Below are 24427 nucleotides of genomic sequence, written 5' to 3'. Positions count from 1 at the left end.
CAATAAAAAACCCCGCCGAGGCGGGGCCAACAATAGTGAGCTGTGAGACTTGCCAGAAGTGGCGTTAGCTCGCCGGCTTGACCGTTACATCTACGAGTTGCGTCCCCTCGAACCGGCACTGGATGAAATACTCTCTCTCCTGGGCAAACGCATTCTCGACCGTGAATCGCGTGCTATAGGTCGCATTGCCGTTAGGGCGCGCGATGAAATTGGAATGCAGGATGACCGAGAAATCCAAGGAACCAGGATTAGCGGCGCGATCCCTGGCAGCAGTCCTGCACTTCTTCATTGCTTCCGACTGCTCTATCGCCTGCGCTGCCGCCGGCACTACGCCCGCTTGTGCTTCCTTGAGCGTAAACCGTACGACCTCGGGAGTGGGGCCACCCCCACACTGAACGAAAAACACCGGGTTATCAGAGGTACCGCTGCCCGATGATCGACCGGCAGTCATGGGGTCCAGCTTCTGCCTGCACCTGGAGTGTTCTCGTGAGAGACGATCAAGCATTGCGGAGACATCTGCGCGAAAACGCGGCTCGATTAGAGGCAACCCAGCGCTGTCTACACGCCCCTCATCTCCCTGAGCAAGGGTTCCTTCGCAAGGGCGATCATAGAAGCCAATTCGACCCTGCTCATCAGTGCATTTGTATATCGGAGCGCTATAGAGCGGTGTGCTGCAGACGAGCAATCCGAACATGATCGTACGCATTGGGACTCCCTCCCCGTTCACCAAGGAGGGAGCCTATCATCACCATGCTGCTCAAGCCGCCTTATCGAGCACTTCCATCTCGCAGAACTGGGAGATGTCGTTGGCCGTCACCAGCGGGTCGGCGAGCAGCTCGGCGGGGCCTTCCAGGCGGGCGTATTCCTGGCCGAGCACGGCCAGCTCGCTGAGCATGCCGAACTTCACGCGGCGCGGGCGCAGGGCGAAGGGCTCGCCGCTCTGGGCGTCGTTGAGGCCGGCGATGTACAGTTCCAGCTCCTGGGCGGTGCCGTTGAGCATCTGGATCGCCGACTGTTTCAGCCGGGTGTAATCGACCTCAACTCCCGCCGCGGTGATCGCACTGGAGCCGGTGCGGATGATGCCGTGCGGGGTCAGCAGGTAGTCGGTGCCGGGCTGCAGCGGGTCTTCACCCCCTGCGGCACGAACGACCACCGGCTGGCTCAGGTCCGGCAGGTGACGGAACGGGATCAGTTCGCCCTCGACGCCGCCGGCGATGCAGGCTTCGGCGGTCACCGTGCCTTCGGCGATGGCGCTGATGGTCGAGCGCGTCACGCGCGCGATGTTGGTGGCGGTGAGGTCGTACATGCCGATGGTCGAGGTCACGTCAGTGACGCGCTCATGCACGTTGCGGTTACCGCCGCCGCCGCGGTAGTTCGGGAGGGTCTGGCGATCGCTCTCGAAGGCGATGCTGAAAACGTCGCAGTTGCCGATATCGATCAGCGCGTCCTGCGACTGGTAGAGGCGAGCGTAGATGATGCCCTCGCCGATGAAGCTGCGGTCAACCTGGGCCATGTCGGGCTCCTAGAGGTTCAGGGGTTGTAGGTGAGGGATCAGGCCTTGGCGGCGCTGTCCTTCTCGGCAGAAGCCTTGGCGGCGGCCGTGGCCTTGGGCTTTTCGGCAAAGCCACGGGCCCAGGCATGCTCGGCCACCGCCTGGGGGACCTGCTGCTTACCCTTGGGATAGGGCACGACCGTGCCGCCGGCCTGGTAGTTGAACGGGGTGTTGATGGTGATCTCGGGCATGGGAGCCTCCGCTATTTGAGGGGTTGGGCGTAGGTGACCTGGAACGGCATGACGTGGCAGGCCCAGCGGCGCCCGTCGCCGGGTGGCATGGGCGTTTCGTTCTGGAACCCGACCTGGGTGACACCGGCGACGGTGAGCCCGCCCTTGACCCCGGACAGCGCGCACTTGATGCCCAGCCGGGCGGTACGCAGCGCGGGGGCGAACGCGCGCCGCTTGGTGATGGCCACCAGGGACAACGTCAGCCGCTCGCGCACCTGGCCGGGGCCAACGCGCTCGAGCTCCTCGGTGGGGCCGGGCTGCACGATGATGAAATCGTCGGGCAGTCCTTCGTCCTCGTCGTCGAGCAGGCGCAGGACGCTGTCTTCCTGCACCAGCTCGCCGAACGATTCCACGGCAGCCAGGCGCGCGAGCACCTCGGCGACGATGGCGGATTGCATGTCGATGGGCATGGTCAGGGCACCACGTAGAGGGTGATCAGGTCGCCGTCATCGGCGGCGATGCCGTCGATGTGCCAGACACGACCCTCGAAGAAGAACGAACCTTGCCGGTCGAAGGGCTGCAGCAGGGACTTCTGCACCTGGTGCGTGCGCACCCGGTCGATGCCTCCCGACACGGCATCGAGGCGCTCGGCCTCGACATCCACGAAGGTGGGCAACGCCTCGACCAGCACCTCGCCGCTGCGGGAGAGGTGCTGCGCCATGCCGTCGGCCAAACCGTCGAACAGGAGGTCGTCCATCTCGGCGACCTGGTCGGCGAAGCTGGCCATCGTCAGATCGTCAGCTCGCGCACTGCCAGCGGGCGGGTGCACAGGTGCAGCGGGTTGGACTGCGCTTCGCCGGCGATGCCCTTGTCGAACGGCATCCGTTCGAGCTTGCTGTAGTACGGCAGGCCCTCGGTGTTCACCGTTTCCATGTAGTCCGCCGGGGCGAACGCGGTGATGAACAGCCCCGGCACGCCCTCGGGCACTACGAAGGCGCTGTTCGGCGCAACGAAGGGTTTACCGGCGAGCTGGCCGCGATAGCGCTCCCAGGTGATGCCGCCGAACTCGAAGGACTGCCGACGATCACCCCGCAGCGACGCCGCCTGCTGGGTATTGAGATAGGTCTCGCGCACTCGATCATGGCCGATGAACTTGGCCCAGAAGTCCTTGCCGACATAGGCGCGCGCGCCGGTGCTGGTCACGCTGCCCAGTGCGTCTTCCTGCTGGTCGAGCACCTCCAGCAGCAGCGCATCGATGTCCGACGCGCCGTTGCCCAACGCCAGGGACAGCGGCTTGGGCTTGGCGAGGCCGAAGCGCTGGTAGATGTCCACCAGCACCGTCTTGCCGTCGGCGTCGATCACCTGGCCCTTGATGGCGCCGATGCGCTGGTGCTCGTGGGTGGCGTCCAGTTGGCGCACGCACTTCTCGACACGCCGTGCGACCACGGCTTGGGCGCTTTGCAGTTCGGTCTGCGAGCCGACTGCGCGGATGCCCTGAATCTCGTCGGCGAGGATGCTGAAGGTCTGCGGCAGGTGCACGGTGTTGAACGGCACCAGGCCGCGTTTGTCGGCGATCACAATATTGCCGGTGCTGCCGCGCGGCTTGGCTTCGACCAGTTGCAGGGTGGTGCCGTCCTTCTCGATCTGCACGACGAGGGTCGAGATGCCCTGCTCCTCGAACAGGTTGGCGGCGGCGATCTGCCCGGGTACCACGTGGTCTTCGTTGACCACGCCGAGCAGGGACGAAACGCTGAACGCCTCGTCCTCGAAGATGGTGATTTCGGCCATGTTGGACTCCTAGAAATGCGAAACCCCGCAGCGGCGGGGTCTTGGGGTTAGCGTGAGGGGTTGCGGGTCAGTCGCGAACGACAATGCCCAGGGCGCCGAGATCTGCTTCGCCTTCGGCGTCGAGGCCGGTGAGCAGGCGGGCGATCACCTCGGCGTCACGCACCACCGCAGCGGCGCGCACGTCCACGTCGGTGGCATCCACCGGGGCCCAGAGAATTGCGCCGGCGGTGCGACGGCCGTCGTCGGTGCCGCTGTTGTCGTAGGCCACGTACTCGCCCAGGTTGGCCAGTACCGAGAGCACGAAGCTGTCGCCCTCGGCGAAGGCCGTACTGCCGGCCGCCAGGGTGAAGCTCAGGCCTCCGGACTCGAACGGCTCGCCGACGACGCCGGTACCGATCTGGCGCTCGTCCGCCGACAGCACGGTGAATGCGGCGGCGCCCTCCTCAACCTCGTCGATGGTCACCACGTAGTCGCCGCTACTGGCAGCGCTGGTGGCCGTCAGGCCGGTGACGGTACCGTCGCCGGTGTTGCCAGCCGCAGCGGTGGCAGTGGCTGCGTTGGCGGCGGTGATCAGGGCGAGCAGCGTACCGGCGGCCAGGCGCCCAGCGCCCGCGCTGATCACTACGTCCGCCCGGGAGCGGGTGCCGTTCGCCTCGGAGTGCAGGAACTCCCCGGCGTGGACGCCTTCAGTCTTGATGGTCATGCGTTGCTTCCTCCTTTCGAGGCTTGTTTGCGGCGCGCAGCGTAGACATTGCCAGGCGTCGGGGGGGTGTAAGCGGTGTTCTGCGGGCCATCGTCCACCGGGTTGCGGTTGTCGATGTGCACCTGGTCGCTGTTGGCTACCAGCTTGTCGAACAGCGCGGCGCGCGCGCCGGCGGCGTCCAGGCCCTTCTCGATCAGTGCGTCGGCCTCCTTCGGCAGGCGCGCGGCGACACACACGGCCTTCACCGCCTTGGCACGCTCCAGGGCGGCCTGCACGGCGGCGGCGCTCTTGAGCCCGCTCGCGCGGATCAGCGCGGAGACGCTGTTGGCCAGGCCTGCCGCTGCGCAGTCGCGCGCCAATTGCTCGGCGAGCTGGGCGGCGTCGACGGGTTCAGGATCAGGATCGGGATCAGGGGCCGGTTCCGGCGCGGGATCGTCTTCCGGCTCCGGCGCGGGAGGTTCGTCCGCCTGAGCGATGAAGCGCTGTGCCTCGGGCGGCGCGTTGCGGTAACGGTTGAGGATCTTGCCGACGGCGGCGTTGTGGGCCAGCGGCTCGCCGGCGCCCAACACGGCATCGACGAAGCCATGTGCCAACGCCTCGGCGGGCGTGAGCCAGGTTTCCTCGTCGATCAGGCGGCCCAGCTCGGCGTCGTCGATGGTCAGCGCCCGGTGCTGGTAGCTGGCGATGATTCCCTCGCGGGCCTTGTCCATCATGTCGGCCATCTTGCGCAGCTCTTCGCTACCGCCGGCCATCCAGGTCCAGGGGTTGTGGATCATCATCAGCGCGTTGTCGGCCATCTCGACGCGGTGCGCGCCGCAGGCGGCAACGCTTCCAGCGCTGAAACAGGCGCCGTCGATGCGAGCCGTGCAGCGCTCGCCGAGGGCGCGCAGGGTGTTGTGGATGGCGATGCCATCGAAGAGGTCGCCGCCGATGGTGTCGAAGTGCACCAACACCGGAGAGACGCCATCGTCCTGGGCCTGCAGGTCACGGATGAAGTCGCCGGAGGTGAGCCCCCAGAAACCAATCTCGCCGTAGATGAAGACCTCGATGCTGCGGGCATCTTCCTCGCCCAGGGCGCGGATGCTGTACCAGTGCTCGGCCTGCACCTCCGGCAGACCGGCGGCCTTGTTGAGAATCCGCGGCTGGTCACCCCAGCCGCTGCCTGGCGTGGCAAAGGCGATGGAGAGCGCCAGCGCCAGGTGCTTGTGCTTGATCATCGGGTTTCCTCTCGGTTCTCCGGCGCATCGGTGGCGATGGCCGTGTCGGTGGTGTAATCGAGCCCCAGGCGCGCAGCCCGGGCGTTGTCGTCGGCGTTTTCCTGGTCGATCTGCTCGGCGTCGTAGCCGGTGCGCAGCACGTGCTCGCTGCGGCTGGCGAGCCCGCCGCCGATTTCCAGCAATTTGCCTTGCACGTCCTGCACGGGGTGGATGTAGGCCCAGCCCTGCGGTACCCAACGGGTGCGCTGGTATTCGCGGCGGTTCTGCTCGTAGCCGGGCAGTGCGATCGCGCCGCTGAGCCAGGCCACCTCCACCCAGGCATTGCGCACCGGGCGACAGAGCTGGTGGACGTAGACGCTGAATTGCAGCTGCTCGATGCGGCGGCGGAACTCGTTGAGCAGCACACGCAACACGCGGTCGCTGATGTCACTCATGTCGCCGGTGAGCAGTTCGTAGGGCAGCTCGACACCCGCAGCAGCGGCGCGCAGTTGCTGCCGCATGAAGTCGACATAGGTGTTACCGGCGTCCGGCGGGTCCGAGAAGATCACCTCCTCGCCCTCGAGCAGCTCCTGCATGGTGCCGGGCTCGAGGCCCACCATCGGCGCGCCGTCGCTGTCCGTCTCGAAGGGCTTGCCCGTGGCGGGGTCGACCGCGCCAATCCCCTCCACCGCTGGCTTCTTGATGAAGCCGGCGAACAGGTTGGCCACCTCCTGACGGAACAGCACGGCGTCGTCGTAGCTGTCCAGCGAGCGCAAGCGCAGCAGCACCGGTGCCAGGCGCGGAACGCCGCGCAGTTGGCCGCCCTCCAGCGGCTCGAAAATGTGCAGCACCTGCTCTGCGGGGATGCGGTGGAGTTCGTTGTAGGTGGCGCCGGCGGCGCGCGGGTCGCCGGGGTGGGTGCGGTACATCCAGTACGCCACCCGCTGCCCGACCGCGTTGAACTCGATGCCTGCCCTCACGGTGTTGCCGCGCCGGGTGACGAAGTTGCGGTCGAGCGGGACGAACTCGGCGGCCAGCACCTGGAGTTGCAAAGGCACCGCCAAGCCGTCCTCGGTGCGCCGATAACGCAGCCGCACGAAGCACTCGCCGCTCTCCTCCACCATGCGCGCGATCAGCGCCTGCTGGCCGTAGAAATCGGTGAGGTTTTCGGCGTCGGACTCGTCGGTCCAGTCTTCCCAGAGCTGCGTCAATGCCGCCCGAATCGCCGGGTCTGCAACGCGTGGGCGTGGCGTAATGCCGGTCCCAATGATGCTGCTGACCCGCCGCGAGATGGCGCTGGCCGCGTAGGGGTCGTTACGCACGGCGGCGCGGGAACGCTTGCGCAAGGTCGGCAACGCCGGGATGGCCACGGCATTGAGTGCCGCTTCCGGCGCATCCCAGCCCTTGAGCCGGCGGCCCTGGCCGGCGCCGTCGTAGCTGTTGCGCAGCCGCGCGGGAATGCCCCCTGTCGTTCGGCTCATCGCGCGCCCTTCCCTTTGCTGTAGTAGCGGACCAGGTTGGTACGCGTGGCCTTGGCCTCCACCGCTGCCTGGGCGGCGTATTGATCCTCCAGCATGCGCAGGCTCGCCAGCTCGGCGCGGTCCAGTTGCCGGTCGCCCTTGCGGATGCGCTGGCCCTTTTCGAGGATGACCTTGATCGCCGCCCGGACCTCGTCCAGGCGTTGCTGTGCAGTTGCCATGGGGTGGCCTCTATCGGCGTTTCAGGTAGCCACTGCGCGAGACCCGGCGAGGGGCCGCGGCGCCAGTGGCGGCGGGTGTGGGGGCTGCACCGGGCGAGGCGTCGGCCGCTTCCTCCGACTTGGCCGGGGCCGTTCTGGGGGCGGGCTGTTCGGCAAACAAACTGCCCTGGCTGACGCTCGCCCGCAGCTTGCTCCACTCCGCGTCGTGGTAGCGGTGCAACTGCAGGAACTGGGCGGCCGCGAGGTTGTACACCAGCAAGTCGGTGACCTCGTTTCGCTCGGCCTTGCCCTTGACCCACTCGACGCGGCGGTGGCCTTTGACGTAGCGCGTGACCTTGCGCTCGACGACGGCCTGGTCGTAGAACTCGTCCGGCAGGTCGCTGGAGAAATGCAGCGCCCCCGGCCCTTCGGGGAACGGGTAGCGGTTGTAGATCCAGTCCTTTGCCGTGTCGGTGCCGACGATCCACAGCTCGGCGCCGTGCTTCTCGGTCTGTCCCTTGCGCGTCACGTCGACCTTCGACGGGCGCTGGGCGAGCACCGGACGGCCCGGCTTGCTCGCGCCCTTGACCGCGAACACCCCGCGCCAGCGGCGCAGGCGGGTGAACTGGTAGACCTCGTCGGTGTGGTGGCCGCCGGAGTCGATCGCTGCCGCGCAGATGGCCAGCTCGACACCCGAGGCATGCCGGTAGCGGTGCTTGAGGTGCTCATCGAGTAGCAGCCAGGTGCGTTCGTCCGCCGGGTCGCCGACCAGGATCTGGTAATCGACGACCCAGCGCTCCAGGCCGTCGCCCCAGCCAATCACCAGCAGCTCCAGGCGGTTGCCCTGGACGTCCACGGCCGCGGTTAGGATCAACGCGCCAGCAGGCACGTCGCCCAGGCGGTAGTCCTCGGCGCGGGCCTTGAGCTCGCTGGCCTTGGTCATCTCCTGGGCCACGTCCCAGACCAGCGCCAGGCGGGTGTTGTAGAACACCTGCATGGGCTCGCTGTCGCCGCGGTCCAGGGCGCGCTTGGCCTTGTCGTACTGCTTGGCCAAGCTGGCCCAGCTCAGCCAGCCCAGCGGCGAGTAGAGCGCGTTGAGGTGGAAGCCCACCGTCTCGCCGTCACCGGGCGCGGTGGCGCGCCACTCGCCGGCCTGGAGCATCTCGGCCTTGTGGTGCTCCTCGATCTGCGCGTTGCACTGCGGGTTGCTGCAGCGGTAGTCCACCATGCTGTAGTCGGGCAGCCATTCGAGGTTTTCCCACTCCAGCACCTGGAACTCGCCGCAGTGCGGACAAGGCACATAGAAGCGGCGCTGGTCGCTGGCCTCGTAGAGGTCGGCGATGCGCGAGGCACCCTTGAGCGTCGGCGAGCTGGAGAAGTAAAACTTCGCCTTACGGCCGAAGGTGCTGCCACGGGCCTCTGCCAGTTCTATGGGATCGCCCTCGCTGTTGACGTCCACATCCCAGCGGTCAACCTCGTCACCGTAGATGTAACGCGCCGCCAGTTCGGCCAAGTTGGCGGCCGAGCCGGCGGTGGTGCAGTAGAGCGTACCGCCCTCGAATTCCTTGGTGTCCATCGTGTTGCGGGCGTCGCGCGAGCGGGGCTTGGCCACCCGCTGGCGTAGTTCGGGCACCGCTTCGATGTTTTTGCCGATGCGGCTGGAGACGCGCTTGGCCAGGCCCAGGCTCGGCAGCAGCGCCAGCACGTTGGCCGGCGCCATGTGGATGCAGCCGCCGATCCAGTTCAGCGCGATCTGCGTCTTCATCAACTGCGAGGCGACCATGGTGACCACGCGCTTGCAGGGGTGCAGCGGCGACAGACAGCGCTGCGGCTCGCGGGCGTACGGCGTGCGATCAGTGTGGTACTTGCCGGGCTCGGCGGCGCCGCTGTCACGCGGGATGCGCTGGTACTGGTCGGCCCACTGGTCGATCCACAGCTCGGGGTCGGGCTCCAGGCCCCGCAGGTATGCCGCGCGGTACGCGGCGGCACCGTCGGCATACTCGTGCATGGCTAGTTCGGTTCCTGGTCGTCGGGGCTCAGCGCGGCGTCGAGCTGGATCAACCCAGCGGCATCCGCCAGCGCACGGCGTAGCAGTTCGGTCAGTCGGTTTTCCATCTGCCAGGGGTCACTGATCGCCACCAGCTCGCCGGACACCTGGGCAGGCAGGCCCAGCAGAATGTCGCGCAGGGTTCGCGCGGTGGTGAATGCGGCGGCATCGACCGCTTCGCGTTCCACCAGCTCGCCGCGCCCCTTGCGGAATTCGTCCTCGGTCAGCAGCGCCAGGTAGTGTTCGCGATGCGCACGTGCGTTCTGGTAGCGCGCCCCACCGGAGGTGTCTGGCGGCGCTACAGCAGTTGGAGCCGTCGGCAGCGTCAGCGCGTGCACGCCCTTCTCTGCTCGCTCGCGCTGGTGGCGATCGGCGACGCCGGCCTTGCTCGGGTCTGCGGTCTCCGCGAGCAGCCGGTCGGTGGCCTCAACGTCGATGCGGCCTGCTGCGGTGAGCACCACCCGGCCCAGCTTGACCAGCTTCGAGACGTACGGGCGGGACCAGCCACGGCTATCCGCATACTCGGATTTGCTCATGTCGGTCATGACTTCACCCTGTTAACCACTCTTCTCGCCCGGGTTAACCCGGTTCACCCTGTTAACTAACCTCCAGCCCCAGCCACTAACACGAAAGCGCGGTTCGAATTACCCGTGCCGCTCCCTTGCCACAGGGGCCCCCGATGGCCTGGTGTGGCACGTCACTAGCCCCTAGCGGGTGCGGCGGCGGAAGCTGGTCGGGGTGCGGCCGGCCAACGCTTCGGCGGCGGCCTTGTCGATGTTCGTTTCGAGCTGCTCGTCGTTCTCCGCGATGCGACGGACGATGTCGTAGAACGGCAGGCGCTGTCGGTACTGCGGCTGGCGAACGAACGCCAACACCATGCGCACCTGCTTGCCACGGCGCTCAGCGATGCCGATAGGCGTCTTGCCTCGACGCACGACGAAGAACGCCTTCGCATGGCCCTTCTTTTCCGAGCGCTTGCTGCTCGACGCATTCATCGAATACCCGGACGTATTGAACGCGCCCAGGCCCGAAAGGATCTGCACGATCAACCGGCGACGGATGTTCCCGTAGCGGTCCAACTGAGCATCCCTCGCCGGCACGATGAAACGACCGGCGGGCAGAATGCCCCTGGCCCGGAACAACACCTCGGAACGCTTCAACGGCCGTTCGCCGCTGAACACCTGCGGTGCCACCCACTGCTCGGGGGCTTGGCCTGCGCTCGCCCCGTCCTTCTCATCCTTAACCCACACCGCTGCCTCCAAGCGGTTCGGCTTGGCGTTGAGGATGCGGATTGCATTCAGGGTGAACGGCGTGGGCCGGTCGAACACGCTGGGCATTTCGCCCCGTAGTGCCTGGCGCGCTTGGTTTGCCGTGTGGTTCAGGGCATCAGCCAGCACCCGGTTGGCCACGCCCTTGCCGAAGCGCTCAAGGCTGGCGACCGCGTCTTCAAGATTGCTCGCATCGATACGTGCCCGCATCACTAGCGCTCCCGCCTATCGACCCCATCCCATCCCGGGGGCGGCTCCTGGCGCATGACTCCCGCCAGGTTGCCCTCGGCGCGGAACACCGACAGCGTGAACACGCCGAGCATGACCACCAGCGGCCAGGCCTCGACCGGCAGCAGCAGTGCGCCGCGCAGGATCTTGACCGCGCCCACTCCGGCGGCGGCCATGACCACGACCGCGAGCAGGCTGATGCCTGGCCGGTGGCGCTTGTCGCCCCGCCTGAAGGTGAACACCCGCCCGAACACGGCCAGGCACAGAACAAACAGCAGTTGGGTCAGAACGAGGCTAGCCATCGCTGGGGCCCTCCGGGCTGGGCGTCCGCTGCCTCTGCTTGATCGCCGCCATCGTCACCACCACCACCAGGGCGGCGGCAGCGAACGCAGCCATCGCCGAATACGTGAACGGGCGAATGCCGAACACCTCCAGATCACCCAGCGCCGGGGCGGCCTTGTAGCCCATGACCAAGCTGACCAGGAACAGCGCCACACGCTGCCAGACGGGGTAGTCGCGCGCCCCGATGGCGAACACCACCGCACCGCAGATCGCGCCCGTCATTGCGTCCCCATCCACGCCCGCGAAGAAGCCGGCGGCCCCAGCGCCTACCGCCCCGGCAACCACTACGCCGCTCGGCTCGCTCATGTGACCTCCGCAATAAACGCCCCAGCGTGCAGGGGCAGCAGCGCCCTGCCAGCGCCGCAAACGAAAGAGCCCGCCGGGTGGCGGGCTCGCAATGGGTAGGCCGGTCCATGGCCTGGGCCACGTCGGCTGGGGAGCCCCGGCGGCCATAAAAAAACCGGCGCGGTGGCCGGTTTCGTCTGCTGCCCTGCCTGGCGCAGCAATTTCAAATTAGTGACTTTGTACCACCCGAGTGCCACGGCAGCGAACGCTTTTTACTGCCATCCCTCAATATCCCCCCTTTCGTCCGGCGAACGTCCGGGCAATACCCCTTACCCGGCATATCGGCGCCTCCGGCGCCTGTCCAGCCTGACCCACGACGAACATCGTAGGCGGGACAAAACACCCCGCGTCGTTACTGCCTCCGTCCCACTGTCCCACCTGTCCTACCCTTTTTCTACGCATGTAAGAGGAATAATAGAATAACGCGCGGAAGCGCGCGTGCGCGCACGCGCGTACACGTGGGCGGGCGTCTAACAGGTGGGACAGTGGGACAACCCCAACAACGACGCGGCCCGCGCTCGGTTTCCCGAGGCGGGCCAGACTGGGACGCTGGGACCGCTGCGCGCGCATCACGCCGCCCTGCGCCGTGGCCGTTGCTTCAACAGCTCGAACACCGCCGCATGCAGCAGGTTCAGCCGCCGATAGTAGGTCCGCCGGCTACCACAGCCACAGCGCTGCCACTTCATCGAGTCGGGGCTGTCGTAGTCGGTGTAATGCACCTGGGCCAGGTACGCGAGATCCTCCGGCAGGCGCTTGTTGACGATCAGCTCGATCTCAGCCGACATCGACCACAGCCCCGTATCGTTTCCCGTGCCCGGAATCAGCACGCCCTTACTGTCCATCAGCACCGCGACCGCGCTGCGCCCCCTCGCGGCCTCGACGCCATGCGGCGGGTGCAGCTCAGCGGCCCAGCGATGGAACAGCTCGTCGATGGCCCGGATCAAAACGCCGGCTCCTTCTGCTGCACGGACTCCACGGGCGATCGCCAACTGTCCGGCCGTGCGTACCCCCACGGACGCAGTCCGCTCTTCTTCGCCGCCGGCAGACGACGCCGACGCCACCCCAAGCGGTTCATGATGTGGCCGACACGGCCCTGCTCGGGCTTGCCCCAGTGGCCGAAGTCCAGCTTGAGCGCCTGGGAGAGGATGATGTCGGTGGTCACCGTCTCGCCCACGTAGTCTTCGAGGAACGGCAGGATCTGCAATTCCCAGGCGTCCACCGCATAGCGCGCGTCCTGCTCGACCTCGAACCAATCCTGCTCATGTGGCTGCACCCACCACGGCTCCCCAGCGCGGTAGCAGAACAGCGCCTCGGCCCACAGTTGGTCGCGCATCTCGCGCAGGGCGTCCATGTTGATCTTCCCGCAGCGCACCGGCCAATAGCGCCGGTTGCCGGTGGTGTCCTTGAGGTACTCTTCCTGGTTGGTCGTACCCGCGAAAACACACTGGCGTGGCACGTCCGCCGTCCTGCGCCCGTAGGACTCGCGAAACGTGTCCACCGCAGCAGAGAAGAACTGCTTAGCCTTCGTGCTCTCGGCCTTGTTGAACGCATCCAGCTCGCCCAGCTCGATGATCCATTTACCCCGGATCATCTGGTACGCCTCTTTGTCCCCCAGCGTGAAGGGCGTATCCATAAACCACTCGCCACCGAGCACGCTCAGCGCCGTGGACTTACCCGCGCCCTGCAGGCCTTCGAGGATCAGCACGTTGTCGACCTTCGCCCCCGGCTGCATCACCCGCGCCACCGCGCCGATCAGCCAGCGCTTGGACACCGTACGCGCGTAGGCCGAGGGCGGCACGCCCAGGCACAGCGGTAGCCAGTCGGCGAGCCGATGCTGCCCATCCCATTGCAGCGACTCCAGGTAGCGCCGCACCGGGTGGAACGCGTTCTTCTTCGCCGTGACGCTCACGCCCTCCAGTACCACGCTGCTCTTGGCCAGCAGCCCGAACTGCTGCGCGAGCCATTCCGTGGTCAGCAGGTCGTCGATATCGGTCCACTCCCCCGCCTCGCCGCCATACGGCGGGGTGCGCAGCTTGAGCGTCTTCCCGCTGAACTGGTCGAACGCCAGCACCCCGGCCCAGCGCTCATCGCAGCCGAGGATCAGCGACACGTTGATCATGTGCGCGACGAGCGAGCCGCTGCTGGTGCGATAGAGCCGCTCGCGCCACGTGCCGTCCGCTGGCGGCGCGACCACCGCCAGCACCTGGCGGCGCACCGCGTCCAGGCCCTCGGCGCAATGCAGGTCGTTGAAGTCGGTCCAGCCGTCCTCGCGCTCACCGGAGAACACCGGCTGCACGACCTGGCCGCCGGTGATCGTCGCCGCGTTGCTGGCCTTCTCGACGCCTGGGTTCCACGGCGTGCCGTCAGGCCGCGTCGTCTTCCAGTCATCGTCCGCGCAGAAGATCAACGGGCGCGCCGGGAACAGCTCGCGCATCGTCTTGGCCACCGGCAGCAGGTTGCCGGCGTCGAACGCCACGACCACCGTCAGGCTCGTCGCCATATGCACGCTGACGCCGGTCGCGTACCCCTCGACCACCAGCACCGGCTCGCCGGGCTCGGGGTGCGGGCCGATCAGGCAATAGGCGCCCTCTTTGCTCATCCCGTACGGCCAGTAGGCCTTATCGCGCCCGGTGTCCGCCTGTTTCTCGGGGTAGATGATCTGCAGACCGACGATGCCCTTCGGCGTGCGCATCGGCACCGCGATCGCCCCGCTGCGCGTCGCGTAGCGCACCGAAGCCCCGACGATCTGCTTGCGGTCCAGGTACGCGCTGCGCCCCCGCTCCGCCATGCGCTCCCAGGTCCGCCGCGCACGATTGGCCGCCGTCCGCGCAGCGTGTTCCGCGCGCTCGGCGGCCTTGCGCTTGGCCTCTTCCTGCCGGGCGCGCATCACCTCGCGTTCCTCGGCGGTCATCTTCACGCCGGCTAGCTTGAGCTTGTGCGTCTCGCCCGAGCGCCAGTCGCCGTAGGCGCCGAAATACAGCGTGTCACCCTTCTCAGTGCGGTACTCGTGCAGCACGTACCAGCCCGTCGCCTCGCCTTTGCGATCCTGTTCAGTGCGGCAGCGGGTGAGCTTGCCGAAGACCCACGTCGGGTTGCGCTTACCGAAGGGCTGGAGGCCATAGGCCTGGAGCTGTTCCAGGACGTCGTCTAGGGAGTGGTCAGCCATGACTCACCTCCCCCATAAAACCCACCCGCCCCGCTGCAGCTCGCTCTGCACGAAGCTCGTCAACGATGCGCCGCAACCGCGTTTTTCCCGTAGCGGTGATCTGGTCACCATCGATCAACCCAGCCGTCTGCAGGCGGGTCAACAGGCCCTTTTGGCCGCCGCGATCGCAGCCTGTAGTGTGCGGCTGTACCGCGGGCAATCCGTAGAGCACCCGGGCCAGCATCTGCGCCGTGGCGAGTCTGATGGCCCCCCTCATTGAGCACCTCCCTTGACGCGGTAGCCAGCCAGGGCTGCGTCGATCTGCTGGATGGTGTGGTGCCCGGAGACTTTTTCGTCGGTGTCAAACCAGTCGGGCGCAGTGGTCTGCAAGGCGGTGACGATGACCTGGCGAGCCTGCTCCAATGCCTTGGCCAGCACCGTGGCGTCCGGGGCTGCATTACGCTCGCCGCTGGACTCCAGCGCGCGGACCCCAAGTTCCAGCGCCTTGCCTCGCTCCGTCCTGATCTGCGCCTCGACTGCGTCGGCCAGCAGCTCTGGGTCGTCCCCGCGCTGGTGCATCATCATGGCGAAGTTCGCCACATCCTCGAACGTGCCCTCATTGCCCTTAGCCAGATGCGCGATCAGCATGCGCGCCAGGTCGCTGCCGTTGACCCGCAGGCGGTTCTCCCAACCATGGCGGCCCTTGGCGCGCGACTTCGCCATCTTGGTCTTCATGGCAACCGCGAATCGGTCGATTGCCCGGTCGTCGGGGTGCGATTCCTCGGCATCGGCCTGGGCAGCATCGGCATCGAGAAGCGCTCGCGCGGCGCGAATATCGGCGTAGGCCTTGATCGCCGCCCAGTGCTCGTTGGCATCGCCGGGTTCGTAGTAGTAGAGCAGTTCCTTGATCGCGATGGTTGCGTTGTGGCCCGGCACGTCTGCCGCCAGGTTTCCGGCGGCGCTTTGCGAATACTGCTCGGCGCGGCGTTTTAGTTGCTCACTCATCGCCCTACCTCCCCTGCCGCAGATCGGCGAGTTTGCGGGTCAGGTCCATGCTCGAGCGCAGCGCGGCCGAATGGGCGGCGACCTCCGAATAGACGTCATCCTCGAACCGGCCGCCGGCCTTGCGCACAAGACGTAGGTGCTTTGCGGCCTGGAGAAAGCGGGCGGCCTCGACGATGGCCTGGTCCAGCGTGTGCGTGTTGATCATCGCCGTGCCCTCCCCTCGTCCAGCGTCTGGCAGTCGATGCACAGGCAGCAGCCCGGTACCGCCTGGCGGCGCGCCTCGGGGATCGTCACCCCGCAGTGCTCGCACTCATACGCCGAGGGCAGCACGGGCGCTGCGCGTCGGCCGGTGAGCAGATAGTCGAGCCGCGACTGCGCGGCGTCGTTCGCGATATCCACGAGATCAGCCATCGCTGCGCCCTCCCCGGCTGGTCAAATGCACGTAGCGCGCGCGCTCGAACAGGCCCACGGCCGCGCGGATGATGCGGCTGGCCAGCGCCTGGGTTTCGGCCAGCTCGTGCTCGTCGACGCGGTTGTCCTCGATGTGCCGCGCCACACTCGTCACGGCGTCCGCGGCGGTGTGCAGCACCTCCCCAGCACCGGCCACCAGGTTTGCCGGAATCTCCTCGTACTGCAGGGGCGAAACGAAGAACCACAGTGAGTCCCCCAGCTCCGCGTGCAGCGCGTCGAGCAGCGCCGCGCGCCCTGATGGCGTCACGTAGCGCAGGAAATCGAGCAGGTCGTAGAGGTTGAGGATGTGGCTGGAGTGGCCGGGGTCGAATTTGTGAGCGGTGGTGTTGACGTTGCGTCCGGTTGAGTGGGCAAACCCCGTGATGCCCCCCGGGCACATATCATGGTTGCGGGCGACGGCGTTGAGCGCGTCAGTCAGCGGCAGCACCTCGCGCCCCAGGCGCTCGATCTGTTCCGCGTAATCGGGTCGCGGCATGGCAATAACTCCCCAGTTCAGCCAGTGCCCGCAGCCAACTCCCGGTGATAGAGTTGCGCCGTGGTCACTCGCGTGGTCACGAGGTAGCCGGCGGCTCTGTGGTGGAAATGCCGACTACCGATCCAGTGGCGAGGCCCCTGCTCCGCAGGAACCCCGCCGCAACAGCCCGCCCAATCTGTGGTGGAGACGGCGGGCAACCCAGGGCTTCCGGGCCCTGGCCATGCGCTGGTGCGGGGCTGTACGTGGTGTGCTCCCCTGCCCCAGCGCATCCCCGGCCGCACTGTGGTGGTGTGGGCCGGGACTCCAGGCGGCCGTAAGGCCGCTTGGTTTTATCTCTCTCATTCATGCAAGGAGGATATCAATGACCGAGAAGACCTTCGCTTTCCCCTTTGAGTCTCGCCTTAAAAAGCTCGATTCCGACGGCAACTGGTCAGAGGCGGAACGCAACGCGGCCATCAACACCTACGAGCGCCTGGTTACCGCGAAAGAAATCGTCAGCGACGCCTTTGGCGAGAACGGCACGGACAGCGCCTTGCTCATCAGCGTCTTCGAAGCGTTATGTGCCGAAGCCCGCTCTCTTTCAGCCAACGAAGCCTGATAGCGGCGCTGGGCTTCGCACCCGTAGCGGGCTCGGTCTTCCGGATCGAGTTCGCTGCAACGAACCTCTTCGAGAACCGGCGAATAAGCGCGCCGGAAAAGGACCATTGCGCTGCAGTTTTCGACATTGCACATCAGCTTTCTCCAGGGCGGCTAAGCCGCCAATTGAGGGTTAGGCGGCTTCCGGTTTGGTCCGCAGATAGGCCCAGTCGATATCAGGCCGCAGCGATTCGCAGGTAACGGCCCCTCGTGTCTCACGATCAAGACACACCGCCAAGCCAACTCCAGCGCGGCGGTGACCATAGGCAATCTGCTTCAACTGCCCAACGGAGGTCTGGCACCGGAGCGCCAGGGCATCCAGTTCGCCTTTCCCCAACCCTTTTATGTACTCAAGTAGATTCATGTGTACCTCCAGCAGCGCAGAGATTAGCAACTGCTAACCGCATTAACAATAGCAAACCGTAATTTACTGTTTGCTAACTGCCGGTCACCATTCACCGATGGACATAAACAAGCGCCGCATAGAAACACTCAAAGCCCTGATCGGCAGCAGGAAGACGAAGGTATTCGCCGACGCTCACGATCTCGATGCTTCGTACCTATCTCAATTGCTCAACGGTCACCGGGCCATGGGCGAAAAGGCTGCGCGCAATCTGGAGGTGAAGATCGGGCTCCCTGCCGGAGCACTGACCGCCCCACCTGCCACCTCAAGCCCCGGAACGGCAGAAAGCAGGGTCGAATACCTAGTGCCCGGCCCCGATCTAGCAATGCAATTCCGCAGGACGAAAATCGTAGGAACCGCTCAATTGGGCCCAGATGGATATTGGGACGCGCTCGATAGCGCAGACGGCTGGATTGATGTCCCGACCAACGATCCGGACGCATACTCACTGAGGGTGAAAGGCGACTCTATGGCGCCCGCAATCCGCAATGGGTGGGCAGTCTGGTGTGAACCCAACCACACTCTGATTCCGGGCGAGTACGTGATGGTTCGCCGAACAAATGGCGAGTGCATGGTGAAAGAGTTGCTCTACGAAAATCATGAAGAAGTCAGTTTGATGGCCGTCAATGACGGCTACGGTCGCCTGACCATTCCACGAGAAGAGGTCGAACAGATCCACTACGTCGGCGGGATTGTGCCTCCAAGCCGCATCAAATACTGATGCCATCGGAGCGCCGCGGAATCGCAAGGTACAGCGCCGCAAAATTTATTGGGTATTCGGAAAATCCTGTTGATACAGGACTTCCCGAAACCCGAATCTCAAATTGAAGGGTGTGTTGATAGGGCGTGGTTAGCGCAGGCCTTGGATGGCCCGGATAACTGCCTCGATGGGCACGCCGTGATCGATAGGTAACTCGGACTCGTCCAGGGTGAAGATGTCCCTCATCACCGTGTAGCCCGCGAATGGCGATTCCCGTTTCGGCTTGGGCCTGGTCACCTTGTGATCCAGACTGAACAGGGTCTTGGCCCGGAACATCTCGAAGGACAAGCCCCTGGAGTCGCGGTTCAGGTCACGCATGGAGCGGTTGATCGACTCGGTGAAGGCGTTGGTGTTGCGCTGGGCCGGCCCGAAGTACGAGAAGATCTCTTTCTCCCAGTTGGTCATGGCAGTGACCAGGGGTTTCCAGTGGGTCTTCTGGCTGTCCGGCATCATGGCCAGCCACCCGCTGTAACGCTGTCGCGCTTCCTGCTCGGTGGTGGACTCCCAGATGTCGAAGAACGCCTCCTTGAGCTTGTAGGCCACCCCCAGTTCGGGGAATTGATCCAGCCAGGTGTGGATGACCAGCTCGTTCATCGGGTTCAGGTCACGGCGGCGCATCAGCAATAGCTTGCGGTCGCCCTTGAGCTGCCTGCGCTGGTGTTGCGTCAGATCCTTCTTGATGCCCTTGCGCAGCACCTCCAGCGATTCGTTGGCCATCCGCTGGATGTGGAAGCGGTCAACGACGATAGCCGCCCTGGGGAACAGCTTGGACGCCACGTCGCGGTACGGCTTCCACATGTCCTGGCAGACGATCTGGACGTTATCCCGACCGCGCATGTTGGCCAGGTAGTTGTAGAGCACGTCGAATTGCCGCGACTCCAGGATGTCGATGATGGTGCCGCGCTCGATGTCGGTCAGCACGCACCGGAACTGCCGGTTCAGGTACAGCTCGTCGATACCGAGGATGCGCGGCAGGGTTGGCCGGTAGCTGTACTCCTTGACCTTGCAGTACGCCTTGATAACGCCGCGCACGGTGCCTTCGTCGAAGCCGATCTCCTCGGCCACCTTGGCGTTGGTGCTCATGAGCGCCTTGCGGATGATGTAGTCGTAGCACCGCTTCGTCATGCGGTGATCCTCGGCCATCTCGTCGAACCTTGGCGTGAAGGTCGATTCGCAGCTCTTGCACTGGAAGCGGCGCTGCACGGCCCACAGGGTCACGCGCTTGCCGTGCATGGGCACGTCCCGGTACTTCACCTGCTTCTTGCCGAAGCGGACGATCTGGCCGATGGTGCCGCAGCTGTGGCAGGCAGGCGGGTCGGGGTACTCCACCTGAAAGTGGTAGTCGTGTTCGTCCTCCTGAAAGCTCAGGACTTGAGCCTTCAGGGGGTGCAGCATGGTGGCTGGGGCATTCATGCCTTGCGTCCTTTCACGTCGGGGTACTTCTGAAGGCGGCGGCGATCATGCTCGAAGTTGTCGAAAGCGTTCTTGATGCTTCCGGCCATCATGCGGACAGTCATATCCATTTGAGCCATCAGGTTTTGGTAGGAGCGGAACTCGTAATAGGCACCGTCGATGCAGTACCCGGCGTTATGCAGCTTGTCCAGCAGTTCCAGGCAAGGCGAATACTTGCTCAGCAACAGGTCGCCATACCCCACCAGCAAGTCGGGGCTGTTCGGGTCGTCACGGCGGAACTGCTGGGGGTTCTTGGCCTGCCAGTCCTCAATGGGGTAGTTGATGTCCAGTCGGCCAACAACTTTAGGTTCTTCAGGGTCGAGCAGCTCACCCTCCAGCACCACGCGGGCAATCAGGCTGACAGCCTCGGTGAACTGCTCAGGCGCGATCCCCTTGTAGGTGCAGCCGAATTTGGACTTCAACGATGACCAGCAGGTGATAGCGGCCTTGGCGCGCTTGCCCTCGGGCAGCTCATCAACGCGGGCTTTCACCAGGGCCTTGATGGCTTCCTGCTGATCGGCAGTCAGGCCATCGGTGATCTGTTTGGGTTGGCGCTTGGCCTTGGCTGGTGCGCCGTGTTTCAGGGTGTGCTCCATCTGGTTGAAGGCATTGATGTACGCCTCCTTCCACTTGGCCGCCTCCTTGCCGGTGAAACCCATGCACAGGAAGGTGAAGCCATCGCGGGTCAGGCGAAATGCCGGGGAGCTGCGGGTAGCTCCGTTGCCGATATCAACCTCGACGATCATCTCCGCAAAATTGCGGGCATGAAACTCAGGCGTGCATTCAAGCTGGCGGACAGCGCGCAATACGGTGTCATGACGCTTCCCGAAGTGGGCGGCGACATCGAGGCTGGTGGTAGTGGGCTGGCCGTCAGTCAGCTCGACAAGTACCGGGGTGGTAACAGGTGCGATGGCTTTCATGGTGGATCTCCTGTGAAGCTGTCAATCCACTCGCCCAAACGCCAATTTGGGTGAGCGGAACCGTGCGGGTTGGCGTACCTGTCACAGGGCAGGCGAGCCCGAAGGCTCCCACACACGGCCCGCCCATAACGGGTGAAGCCATGCTGCGGACACAAAAAAACCGCTCTAGGGCGGTTGTGTCCGCCTGTGAATACCGGAACGCCAATTCCAGGTCGCAGGGTTCACTGCGACGAGTGGAAGGTATCCCGTCAAAGGCGGTGTGTCAACAATGTTTTCCGTTGGAGAAATTGAAATGTAGAACCCTATGCGAAGGGCCTAATCAACAACCTTTTCCGAATACCCAATTTATTTAGCAAATGCTATTGCCATAATGATTAGCTGTTGCTAACTTTTGCCTCGTCTCTCCACCACAGAGCCGAGGTTCACCACCATGTCCACCGCCTCCCTGCACGTCCTCCCGTCGTGCCCGCCCGAGCGCATCTTCGAACTGCGCCGTAACGCGGCCCGCACCGGGGCCCAGCTGATCCGTTACACCCTCGTCCGCGTCACCCAGCCCGCACCGGCCCCGGCCGACCGCGGCCCGTTCGGGGGTGACGCCGCATGATCGCTCTCGACAGCAGCACCACGCTGCGCCTCTCCGCTCAGCTCAACCTCACCGGCACCTTTAACCACCAGGTGCGCCTGGCGGGTGGGCAGGTCCTGCTGTTCCGCCTCGAGGTCGAGCGCGGCGAGGCCGAGACCCGTATCGCGCTGGAGATCTACGGCGAGCGCCACAGCCTCACCCTGCTCACCGGAGAGCGGAACAACACCGGCCGGCTGATCGGCTGGATTGAGGGCATCGCCAACGGCACGGCGGACACCGCCGCCCCCGAGCCGATCCGCGCGCACACCCTGCCGGAGCCCGACGCGCTGCTCAGCGATGCGCAGCTAGCCCAACTGCGCCACCTGGTGGAGTTCGGCGGCTACCTGGCGCTGGATACCGGCCTTGAGCTGCCCATCCAACTGATGGGTAACCGACATCGGCGCAACAGTACGCCCTGGCTGACGGTGATCCTCTGCATCGGCCAGCGCCGACCGCGCACCTTGCAGCTCAACTATCGCAATGCCGAGGTGGGCGATACCGCCCTCAACTCGCTCGCCGAGATGGTCAGCCAGCTGCACGACCTGGCCAGCCCCTCGACGGCGGCTGCGTGAGGGCCATGCCATGCGCGACCTCACCCTCCAGCAGGCGGCCAAACGCCTCGGCGTCACCCGCCCGGCGCTGATCGAACGCATGCGCGCGGCAGGCCTGCTCACCGAGCAGAACCTGCCCACCCACCCGCTGCGCGACCAGCTCTACCTGCGCATCAAGGAAAGCCAATGGTTCCACCCGGAGCTGGGCCAGCAGTACAGCCACAGCACCCGCGTGCGCCCGGCTGGCCTGAACTGGCTGGCGGACAAGCTCGGCATCGAGCGCCCCCTGCCACCCACCGACCCGGAGCGCCGCTATGCAGCCTGACCAGACGGCACTCGAACCGCGCACCTGGCCCCGCCAGTACGCCCGCCAGATCCTCGCGCTGAAAACCCGCGAGGAACGCGGCGCGGCCCTGCAAAACGTCCCGGCCGACTGGCGCGAGCTGGTGGCCACCCACGTCCAGATCGCCTGGAACCACCCCAAGGGAGGGAAGCCGGCATGAGCACCAAAGCAGAACAGGATGCCCAGCAGACACAGAACCGGGCGCATCTCGTCGAACGGGTGTTGCAACTGATCAAGCATGCGCGCTACGCAACTTGCCACCTCAGTGCGGATAGCAACAGCTACGAGGCAGCGGGGATGCTACACGGAGCTCTTATCCTCGACGCTCTCACGGGCGACGAATTCGAGCGGCTGAGCCGCGTGAACATAGAGGCACGCTACTACCGCGTCATAGAGCTGAACCACGACGAACCTCCCCACAGTCGCGAGGTCGTGAAGCACTACATTGCGGCGCAGATCAGCACGCCGGAGGCCGCATGAACGCCTCCCTCAAGCCGGGCGACCTGGCGATGGTCATTCCGCATCTCGATGACTGGTTCTTTGCCGGCGCCGTGGTCGAGATCGACAGCCTCTACCCCTCCGGGTCACGCATGAACGTCAACGGCCGCTCGATCGTGATCGCCGAACCGGGCGCACTCTGTTGCCGTGGCGACCACCGGCTGCTGACCAACCCTCGCAACCTCATGCCCCTGCGCGGCGAGCCCGAGCAGGAACAGCAATGGCGCCGGGAGGCGCAGCCCGCATGAGCAGCCAGCCCCAACTGCGCCTGCAGCCCGCTCCCATGCGCGAGACCGTCGAGCTGCTGCACCGCACCCACGACAACGTGCTGGTGCCGCTCGAGGAGGTGCGCGCCCGCTACTTCCGAAACCTCAACCCGGAGACCTTCGACGAGCGCCTGCGCGACGGCAGCGTTGCCCTCCCGATCACCACCCTGCACGAGAGCCGCAAGGCGTTGAAGTTCGTACACATCCACCACCTGGCCGCCCTCATCGACGCCCGCGCCTTCCGCGCCGACGAGACGCTGGCCGCTGCGCAGGAGGCGAGCTGATGGCTGGCGTAGCGAAGGAAAACGTGTGTCTCTACTGCCCGATACCGAGCCCACTGGCCCTGCGCCAGGGCCTAGGAAATGGGCGTTATCTGATAACGGCTATCGGTCTTGAGCGCCAGTGCGCCAAGTGCGGGGATCACTGGCCTGCCGACAGCGAGTTCTTTTTCCCCCATCCCGCCAGCGCGACCGGGCTGCACTCTTGGTGCAAGGCGTGTTACGCCAACTGGAAGCAAGATCGGCGCGAGTCTCGCAGGGAGGCCGCGTGATGGAACTCACCCTCTCCACAGTAGCCACCCTGGAACACGTCAACGTGCGCCAGGAAGGCCCCAAGGAAGCCAAGGCCCTGGCGCTGGACCTGAAGTTTGCTGCCGTCGTCTCCGCCGATATCGTCGACACCCTGCTGTGCATCGACAACGAGGGCCAGTGCATCGAGGCGTTCTGGCTGGCCAACGAGGACGGCGCGCCGCGCTTCCCGAAACTCACCGGCACGAAGATCGAAACCAAGGTGCCCGAGGTCGAGCTGACGACGCTCGGCCTGCACCTGCCGCACTGCGCCCTGGGCGGGTTTCGCTTCTCGCCTATGAGCGGGCGCCTGGCGGCGCTGACGTTCAGCTGCAGCATCCACCACCCGCCGGCCAATGCCCTACCGATCCTCGCCGACTTCCTCACCCAGGACATCGAGATCGAGCTGGCCACCACCCAGCTAGGCCTGCTCGAGCAGCAGGACAGCGCCCGCCCCGTCCTGCGCCGGGACAAATTCGACCAGGCCCTGGAGGACCTCATTGCCTCCCGTGTGCAGCAGCTCGCCAGCAACGTCCCCGAGCCCAACGGCGACGAGCCCGACGGCCTGCTAGACGCCGCCCGGGTGTTCGTCATCGAAACCCGCCGAGCCAGCATCAGCGCCATCCAGCGGCTGTTGAAGATCGGCTACAACCGCGCCGCACGCCTGATCGAGGCGCTGGAGGCCGAGGGCGTCGTCACCCCCATGAATTCCAACGGCGGACGCGAGGTGATCGCGCGCCTGGGAGGCCAGGCATGACCTACACCCGCTGTCGCGAATGCGGCAAAGCCCTGAGCGCCGAAGACAACCTGGAGCGCGGCCTATGTGCGACCCACTCCGCCTTCGGCGGTGCGGCGGACTGGGCCTATTACGACGACCTGCGAGAAGAAGGCTACGGCGCCTATCAGGCGAAGCTGATGGCAGGACTGGCCGACCCGCCAGACCCGGACGACGAGTAACTCAACACCCGCTGCCACCACCAGCGGACCACCACCCCAG

Annotated in this window: 34 protein-coding genes and 2 pseudogenes; 11 read left to right on the top strand and 25 right to left on the bottom strand. The window is 65.6% G+C overall.

Annotation, left to right across the window (positions count from 1 at the left end):
• Positions 1-64: 64 nt before the first annotated feature.
• The 22 genes and pseudogenes from ACYRGX_RS12970 to ACYRGX_RS12865 all read right to left on the bottom strand — a co-directional run bounded on the left by ACYRGX_RS12970 (position 65) and on the right by ACYRGX_RS12865 (position 16413).
• Entirely contained in the window at positions 65-451 is a 387-nt protein-coding gene (locus ACYRGX_RS12970; RefSeq protein WP_473056759.1) for a hypothetical protein, read from the bottom strand.
• 147 nt (positions 452-598) lie between these two features.
• A pseudogene (locus ACYRGX_RS12965) lies at positions 599-694 on the bottom strand (DUF4124 domain-containing protein); the annotation flags it as partial.
• A gap of 63 nt (positions 695-757) precedes the next feature.
• Entirely contained in the window at positions 758-1513 is a 756-nt protein-coding gene (locus ACYRGX_RS12960; RefSeq protein WP_473052886.1) for a phage tail tube protein, read from the bottom strand.
• A gap of 38 nt (positions 1514-1551) precedes the next feature.
• Complete coding sequence (locus tag ACYRGX_RS12955) at positions 1552-1743, bottom strand: hypothetical protein (RefSeq protein ID WP_473052885.1); 192 nt, start codon at positions 1741-1743, stop codon at positions 1552-1554.
• A gap of 11 nt (positions 1744-1754) precedes the next feature.
• A complete protein-coding gene (locus ACYRGX_RS12950; protein WP_473052884.1) occupies positions 1755-2192 on the bottom strand; it encodes a hypothetical protein in 438 nt (145 codons plus the stop codon).
• 2 nt (positions 2193-2194) lie between these two features.
• Positions 2195-2509, bottom strand: a complete 315-nt coding sequence (locus tag ACYRGX_RS12945; RefSeq protein WP_473052883.1) for a hypothetical protein — start codon at positions 2507-2509, stop codon at positions 2195-2197.
• A 2-nt stretch (positions 2510-2511) separates the two neighbouring features.
• Positions 2512-3510, bottom strand: a complete 999-nt coding sequence (locus tag ACYRGX_RS12940) for a major capsid protein (protein WP_473052882.1) — start codon at positions 3508-3510, stop codon at positions 2512-2514.
• Between the two features lie 67 nt (positions 3511-3577).
• Positions 3578-4213 carry a head decoration protein gene (locus ACYRGX_RS12935; RefSeq protein ID WP_473052881.1) on the bottom strand — a complete coding sequence of 212 codons (636 nt, stop codon included), beginning with the start codon at positions 4211-4213 and terminating at the stop codon, positions 3578-3580.
• The gene (locus ACYRGX_RS12930) at positions 4210-5430 is read right to left on the bottom strand and encodes a head maturation protease, ClpP-related (protein ID WP_473052880.1); all 1221 of its coding nucleotides are present in this window, start codon (positions 5428-5430) and stop codon (positions 4210-4212) included. Before ACYRGX_RS12930 ends, ACYRGX_RS12935 begins: the two co-directional genes overlap by 4 nt.
• Positions 5427-6890: a phage portal protein gene (locus ACYRGX_RS12925; protein ID WP_473052879.1), complete on the bottom strand. Its 1464-nt coding sequence runs from the start codon at positions 6888-6890 to the stop codon at positions 5427-5429. The genes ACYRGX_RS12930 and ACYRGX_RS12925 overlap by 4 nt, the downstream gene beginning before the upstream one ends.
• Entirely contained in the window at positions 6887-7108 is a 222-nt protein-coding gene (locus ACYRGX_RS12920; RefSeq protein ID WP_473052878.1) for a hypothetical protein, read from the bottom strand. Before ACYRGX_RS12920 ends, ACYRGX_RS12925 begins: the two co-directional genes overlap by 4 nt.
• A 10-nt stretch (positions 7109-7118) precedes the next feature.
• Positions 7119-9095 carry a phage terminase large subunit family protein gene (locus ACYRGX_RS12915; RefSeq protein ID WP_473052877.1) on the bottom strand — a complete coding sequence of 659 codons (1977 nt, stop codon included), beginning with the start codon at positions 9093-9095 and terminating at the stop codon, positions 7119-7121.
• A gap of 2 nt (positions 9096-9097) precedes the next feature.
• Positions 9098-9679 (bottom strand): terminase small subunit, encoded by a 582-nt coding sequence (locus tag ACYRGX_RS12910; RefSeq protein WP_473052876.1) that lies wholly within the window; start codon positions 9677-9679, stop codon positions 9098-9100.
• 162 nt (positions 9680-9841) lie between these two features.
• Positions 9842-10612, bottom strand: a complete 771-nt coding sequence (locus ACYRGX_RS12905; protein WP_473052875.1) for a hypothetical protein — start codon at positions 10610-10612, stop codon at positions 9842-9844.
• A 2-nt stretch (positions 10613-10614) separates the two neighbouring features.
• On the bottom strand, positions 10615-10932 hold the full coding sequence (locus ACYRGX_RS12900) for a phage holin family protein (protein WP_473052874.1): 318 nt from the start codon (positions 10930-10932) through the stop codon (positions 10615-10617).
• Complete coding sequence (locus tag ACYRGX_RS12895; protein WP_473052873.1) at positions 10925-11278, bottom strand: putative holin; 354 nt, start codon at positions 11276-11278, stop codon at positions 10925-10927. Before ACYRGX_RS12895 ends, ACYRGX_RS12900 begins: the two co-directional genes overlap by 8 nt.
• A 608-nt stretch (positions 11279-11886) precedes the next feature.
• Complete coding sequence (locus ACYRGX_RS12890) at positions 11887-12261, bottom strand: PA0613 family protein (protein WP_473052872.1); 375 nt, start codon at positions 12259-12261, stop codon at positions 11887-11889.
• The gene (locus ACYRGX_RS12885; protein ID WP_473052871.1) at positions 12258-14483 is read right to left on the bottom strand and encodes a virulence-associated E family protein; all 2226 of its coding nucleotides are present in this window, start codon (positions 14481-14483) and stop codon (positions 12258-12260) included. Before ACYRGX_RS12885 ends, ACYRGX_RS12890 begins: the two co-directional genes overlap by 4 nt.
• 252 nt (positions 14484-14735) lie before the next feature.
• Positions 14736-15467 carry a hypothetical protein gene (locus tag ACYRGX_RS12880; protein WP_473052870.1) on the bottom strand — a complete coding sequence of 244 codons (732 nt, stop codon included), beginning with the start codon at positions 15465-15467 and terminating at the stop codon, positions 14736-14738.
• A 4-nt stretch (positions 15468-15471) separates the two neighbouring features.
• Positions 15472-15672, bottom strand: a complete 201-nt coding sequence (locus tag ACYRGX_RS12875; RefSeq protein ID WP_473052869.1) for a hypothetical protein — start codon at positions 15670-15672, stop codon at positions 15472-15474.
• Positions 15669-15878 (bottom strand): TraR/DksA family transcriptional regulator, encoded by a 210-nt coding sequence (locus ACYRGX_RS12870; RefSeq protein WP_473052868.1) that lies wholly within the window; start codon positions 15876-15878, stop codon positions 15669-15671. The genes ACYRGX_RS12875 and ACYRGX_RS12870 overlap by 4 nt, the downstream gene beginning before the upstream one ends.
• On the bottom strand, positions 15871-16413 hold the full coding sequence (locus ACYRGX_RS12865) for a phage regulatory CII family protein (RefSeq protein ID WP_473052867.1): 543 nt from the start codon (positions 16411-16413) through the stop codon (positions 15871-15873). The genes ACYRGX_RS12870 and ACYRGX_RS12865 overlap by 8 nt, the downstream gene beginning before the upstream one ends.
• 361 nt (positions 16414-16774) lie before the next feature.
• On the opposite strand from ACYRGX_RS12865, the gene ACYRGX_RS12860 reads away from it, so the two are divergent.
• On the top strand, positions 16775-17011 hold the full coding sequence (locus tag ACYRGX_RS12860) for a hypothetical protein (RefSeq protein WP_473052866.1): 237 nt from the start codon (positions 16775-16777) through the stop codon (positions 17009-17011).
• Positions 17012-17182: 171 nt separating this feature from the next.
• On the opposite strand, the gene ACYRGX_RS12855 is transcribed toward ACYRGX_RS12860, so the two are convergent.
• On the bottom strand, positions 17183-17413 hold the full coding sequence (locus tag ACYRGX_RS12855) for a hypothetical protein (protein WP_473052865.1): 231 nt from the start codon (positions 17411-17413) through the stop codon (positions 17183-17185).
• A gap of 97 nt (positions 17414-17510) precedes the next feature.
• Here ACYRGX_RS12855 and ACYRGX_RS12850 point away from each other — a divergent pair, with 97 nt between their 5' ends.
• On the top strand, positions 17511-18173 hold the full coding sequence (locus ACYRGX_RS12850) for a S24 family peptidase (RefSeq protein WP_473052864.1): 663 nt from the start codon (positions 17511-17513) through the stop codon (positions 18171-18173).
• 129 nt (positions 18174-18302) lie between these two features.
• Here the strand turns inward: ACYRGX_RS12850 and ACYRGX_RS12845 are convergent, their stop codons facing one another.
• A complete protein-coding gene (locus tag ACYRGX_RS12845; RefSeq protein WP_473052863.1) occupies positions 18303-19625 on the bottom strand; it encodes an ISL3 family transposase in 1323 nt (440 codons plus the stop codon).
• The gene (locus ACYRGX_RS12840) at positions 19622-20584 is read right to left on the bottom strand and encodes a Rha family transcriptional regulator (protein WP_473052862.1); all 963 of its coding nucleotides are present in this window, start codon (positions 20582-20584) and stop codon (positions 19622-19624) included. Before ACYRGX_RS12840 ends, ACYRGX_RS12845 begins: the two co-directional genes overlap by 4 nt.
• Before the next feature lie 430 nt (positions 20585-21014).
• Between ACYRGX_RS12840 and ACYRGX_RS12835 the strand changes: the two genes are divergently transcribed.
• From ACYRGX_RS12835 to ACYRGX_RS12795, 9 genes and pseudogenes are all read left to right on the top strand, one after another.
• Positions 21015-21188, top strand: a complete 174-nt coding sequence (locus ACYRGX_RS12835) for a hypothetical protein (RefSeq protein WP_473052861.1) — start codon at positions 21015-21017, stop codon at positions 21186-21188.
• The gene (locus tag ACYRGX_RS12830; RefSeq protein ID WP_473052860.1) at positions 21185-21778 is read left to right on the top strand and encodes a hypothetical protein; all 594 of its coding nucleotides are present in this window, start codon (positions 21185-21187) and stop codon (positions 21776-21778) included. Before ACYRGX_RS12835 ends, ACYRGX_RS12830 begins: the two co-directional genes overlap by 4 nt.
• A 10-nt stretch (positions 21779-21788) precedes the next feature.
• Positions 21789-22082: a phage antirepressor KilAC domain-containing protein gene (locus ACYRGX_RS12825; protein ID WP_473052859.1), complete on the top strand. Its 294-nt coding sequence runs from the start codon at positions 21789-21791 to the stop codon at positions 22080-22082.
• Positions 22072-22260 (top strand): hypothetical protein, encoded by a 189-nt coding sequence (locus ACYRGX_RS12820; RefSeq protein ID WP_473052858.1) that lies wholly within the window; start codon positions 22072-22074, stop codon positions 22258-22260. Before ACYRGX_RS12825 ends, ACYRGX_RS12820 begins: the two co-directional genes overlap by 11 nt.
• Positions 22257-22580 carry a hypothetical protein gene (locus ACYRGX_RS12815; protein ID WP_473052857.1) on the top strand — a complete coding sequence of 108 codons (324 nt, stop codon included), beginning with the start codon at positions 22257-22259 and terminating at the stop codon, positions 22578-22580. The genes ACYRGX_RS12820 and ACYRGX_RS12815 overlap by 4 nt, the downstream gene beginning before the upstream one ends.
• On the top strand, positions 22577-22846 hold the full coding sequence (locus tag ACYRGX_RS12810; RefSeq protein WP_473052856.1) for a hypothetical protein: 270 nt from the start codon (positions 22577-22579) through the stop codon (positions 22844-22846). Before ACYRGX_RS12815 ends, ACYRGX_RS12810 begins: the two co-directional genes overlap by 4 nt.
• Positions 22843-23148, top strand: coding sequence for a pyocin activator PrtN family protein (locus tag ACYRGX_RS12805; protein ID WP_473052855.1), 306 nt, complete (start codon positions 22843-22845; stop codon positions 23146-23148). Before ACYRGX_RS12810 ends, ACYRGX_RS12805 begins: the two co-directional genes overlap by 4 nt.
• An 829-nt stretch (positions 23149-23977) precedes the next feature.
• A pseudogene (locus ACYRGX_RS12800) lies at positions 23978-24187 on the top strand (DNA translocase FtsK); the annotation flags it as partial.
• Complete coding sequence (locus tag ACYRGX_RS12795) at positions 24184-24387, top strand: hypothetical protein (protein WP_473052854.1); 204 nt, start codon at positions 24184-24186, stop codon at positions 24385-24387. The pseudogene ACYRGX_RS12800 and the gene ACYRGX_RS12795, both read left to right, overlap by 4 nt.
• The last annotated feature ends 40 nt before the right edge of the window (positions 24388-24427 follow it).

It is taken from the genome of Pseudomonas sp. R4-15, from assembly GCF_055768815.1.
The sequence above is the reverse complement of the archived record's forward strand: the minus strand, read 5'-3'. Positions and strand labels throughout refer to the sequence as shown.

What these genes read in the sequence shown, in the direction of transcription:
- ACYRGX_RS12925 (WP_473052879.1), bottom strand. Translation starts at nt 6,890, where the DNA reads ATGAGCCGAACGACAGGGGGCATTCCCGCGCGGCTGCGCAACAGCTAC.
- ACYRGX_RS12860 (WP_473052866.1), top strand. Translation starts at nt 16,775, where the DNA reads ATGACCGAGAAGACCTTCGCTTTCCCCTTTGAGTCTCGCCTTAAAAAG.
- ACYRGX_RS12880 (WP_473052870.1), bottom strand. Translation starts at nt 15,467, where the DNA reads ATGAGTGAGCAACTAAAACGCCGCGCCGAGCAGTATTCGCAAAGCGCC.
- ACYRGX_RS12960 (WP_473052886.1), bottom strand. Translation starts at nt 1,513, where the DNA reads ATGGCCCAGGTTGACCGCAGCTTCATCGGCGAGGGCATCATCTACGCT.
- ACYRGX_RS12865 (WP_473052867.1), bottom strand. Translation starts at nt 16,413, where the DNA reads ATGCCGCGACCCGATTACGCGGAACAGATCGAGCGCCTGGGGCGCGAG.
- ACYRGX_RS12855 (WP_473052865.1), bottom strand. Translation starts at nt 17,413, where the DNA reads ATGAATCTACTTGAGTACATAAAAGGGTTGGGGAAAGGCGAACTGGAT.
- ACYRGX_RS12815 (WP_473052857.1), top strand. Translation starts at nt 22,257, where the DNA reads ATGAGCACCAAAGCAGAACAGGATGCCCAGCAGACACAGAACCGGGCG.
- ACYRGX_RS12900 (WP_473052874.1), bottom strand. Translation starts at nt 10,932, where the DNA reads ATGGCTAGCCTCGTTCTGACCCAACTGCTGTTTGTTCTGTGCCTGGCC.
- ACYRGX_RS12940 (WP_473052882.1), bottom strand. Translation starts at nt 3,510, where the DNA reads ATGGCCGAAATCACCATCTTCGAGGACGAGGCGTTCAGCGTTTCGTCC.
- ACYRGX_RS12830 (WP_473052860.1), top strand. Translation starts at nt 21,185, where the DNA reads ATGATCGCTCTCGACAGCAGCACCACGCTGCGCCTCTCCGCTCAGCTC.
- ACYRGX_RS12970 (WP_473056759.1), bottom strand. Translation starts at nt 451, where the DNA reads ATGACTGCCGGTCGATCATCGGGCAGCGGTACCTCTGATAACCCGGTG.
- ACYRGX_RS12840 (WP_473052862.1), bottom strand. Translation starts at nt 20,584, where the DNA reads ATGAAAGCCATCGCACCTGTTACCACCCCGGTACTTGTCGAGCTGACT.
- ACYRGX_RS12930 (WP_473052880.1), bottom strand. Translation starts at nt 5,430, where the DNA reads ATGATCAAGCACAAGCACCTGGCGCTGGCGCTCTCCATCGCCTTTGCC.
- ACYRGX_RS12905 (WP_473052875.1), bottom strand. Translation starts at nt 10,612, where the DNA reads ATGCGGGCACGTATCGATGCGAGCAATCTTGAAGACGCGGTCGCCAGC.
- ACYRGX_RS12845 (WP_473052863.1), bottom strand. Translation starts at nt 19,625, where the DNA reads ATGAATGCCCCAGCCACCATGCTGCACCCCCTGAAGGCTCAAGTCCTG.
- ACYRGX_RS12805 (WP_473052855.1), top strand. Translation starts at nt 22,843, where the DNA reads ATGAGCAGCCAGCCCCAACTGCGCCTGCAGCCCGCTCCCATGCGCGAG.
- ACYRGX_RS12920 (WP_473052878.1), bottom strand. Translation starts at nt 7,108, where the DNA reads ATGGCAACTGCACAGCAACGCCTGGACGAGGTCCGGGCGGCGATCAAG.
- ACYRGX_RS12910 (WP_473052876.1), bottom strand. Translation starts at nt 9,679, where the DNA reads ATGACCGACATGAGCAAATCCGAGTATGCGGATAGCCGTGGCTGGTCC.
- ACYRGX_RS12885 (WP_473052871.1), bottom strand. Translation starts at nt 14,483, where the DNA reads ATGGCTGACCACTCCCTAGACGACGTCCTGGAACAGCTCCAGGCCTAT.
- ACYRGX_RS12935 (WP_473052881.1), bottom strand. Translation starts at nt 4,213, where the DNA reads ATGACCATCAAGACTGAAGGCGTCCACGCCGGGGAGTTCCTGCACTCC.
- ACYRGX_RS12875 (WP_473052869.1), bottom strand. Translation starts at nt 15,672, where the DNA reads ATGATCAACACGCACACGCTGGACCAGGCCATCGTCGAGGCCGCCCGC.
- ACYRGX_RS12795 (WP_473052854.1), top strand. Translation starts at nt 24,184, where the DNA reads ATGACCTACACCCGCTGTCGCGAATGCGGCAAAGCCCTGAGCGCCGAA.
- ACYRGX_RS12810 (WP_473052856.1), top strand. Translation starts at nt 22,577, where the DNA reads ATGAACGCCTCCCTCAAGCCGGGCGACCTGGCGATGGTCATTCCGCAT.
- ACYRGX_RS12950 (WP_473052884.1), bottom strand. Translation starts at nt 2,192, where the DNA reads ATGCCCATCGACATGCAATCCGCCATCGTCGCCGAGGTGCTCGCGCGC.
- ACYRGX_RS12820 (WP_473052858.1), top strand. Translation starts at nt 22,072, where the DNA reads ATGCAGCCTGACCAGACGGCACTCGAACCGCGCACCTGGCCCCGCCAG.
- ACYRGX_RS12850 (WP_473052864.1), top strand. Translation starts at nt 17,511, where the DNA reads ATGGACATAAACAAGCGCCGCATAGAAACACTCAAAGCCCTGATCGGC.
- ACYRGX_RS12945 (WP_473052883.1), bottom strand. Translation starts at nt 2,509, where the DNA reads ATGGCCAGCTTCGCCGACCAGGTCGCCGAGATGGACGACCTCCTGTTC.
- ACYRGX_RS12955 (WP_473052885.1), bottom strand. Translation starts at nt 1,743, where the DNA reads ATGCCCGAGATCACCATCAACACCCCGTTCAACTACCAGGCCGGCGGC.
- ACYRGX_RS12835 (WP_473052861.1), top strand. Translation starts at nt 21,015, where the DNA reads ATGTCCACCGCCTCCCTGCACGTCCTCCCGTCGTGCCCGCCCGAGCGC.
- ACYRGX_RS12915 (WP_473052877.1), bottom strand. Translation starts at nt 9,095, where the DNA reads ATGCACGAGTATGCCGACGGTGCCGCCGCGTACCGCGCGGCATACCTG.
- ACYRGX_RS12895 (WP_473052873.1), bottom strand. Translation starts at nt 11,278, where the DNA reads ATGAGCGAGCCGAGCGGCGTAGTGGTTGCCGGGGCGGTAGGCGCTGGG.
- ACYRGX_RS12870 (WP_473052868.1), bottom strand. Translation starts at nt 15,878, where the DNA reads ATGGCTGATCTCGTGGATATCGCGAACGACGCCGCGCAGTCGCGGCTC.
- ACYRGX_RS12825 (WP_473052859.1), top strand. Translation starts at nt 21,789, where the DNA reads ATGCGCGACCTCACCCTCCAGCAGGCGGCCAAACGCCTCGGCGTCACC.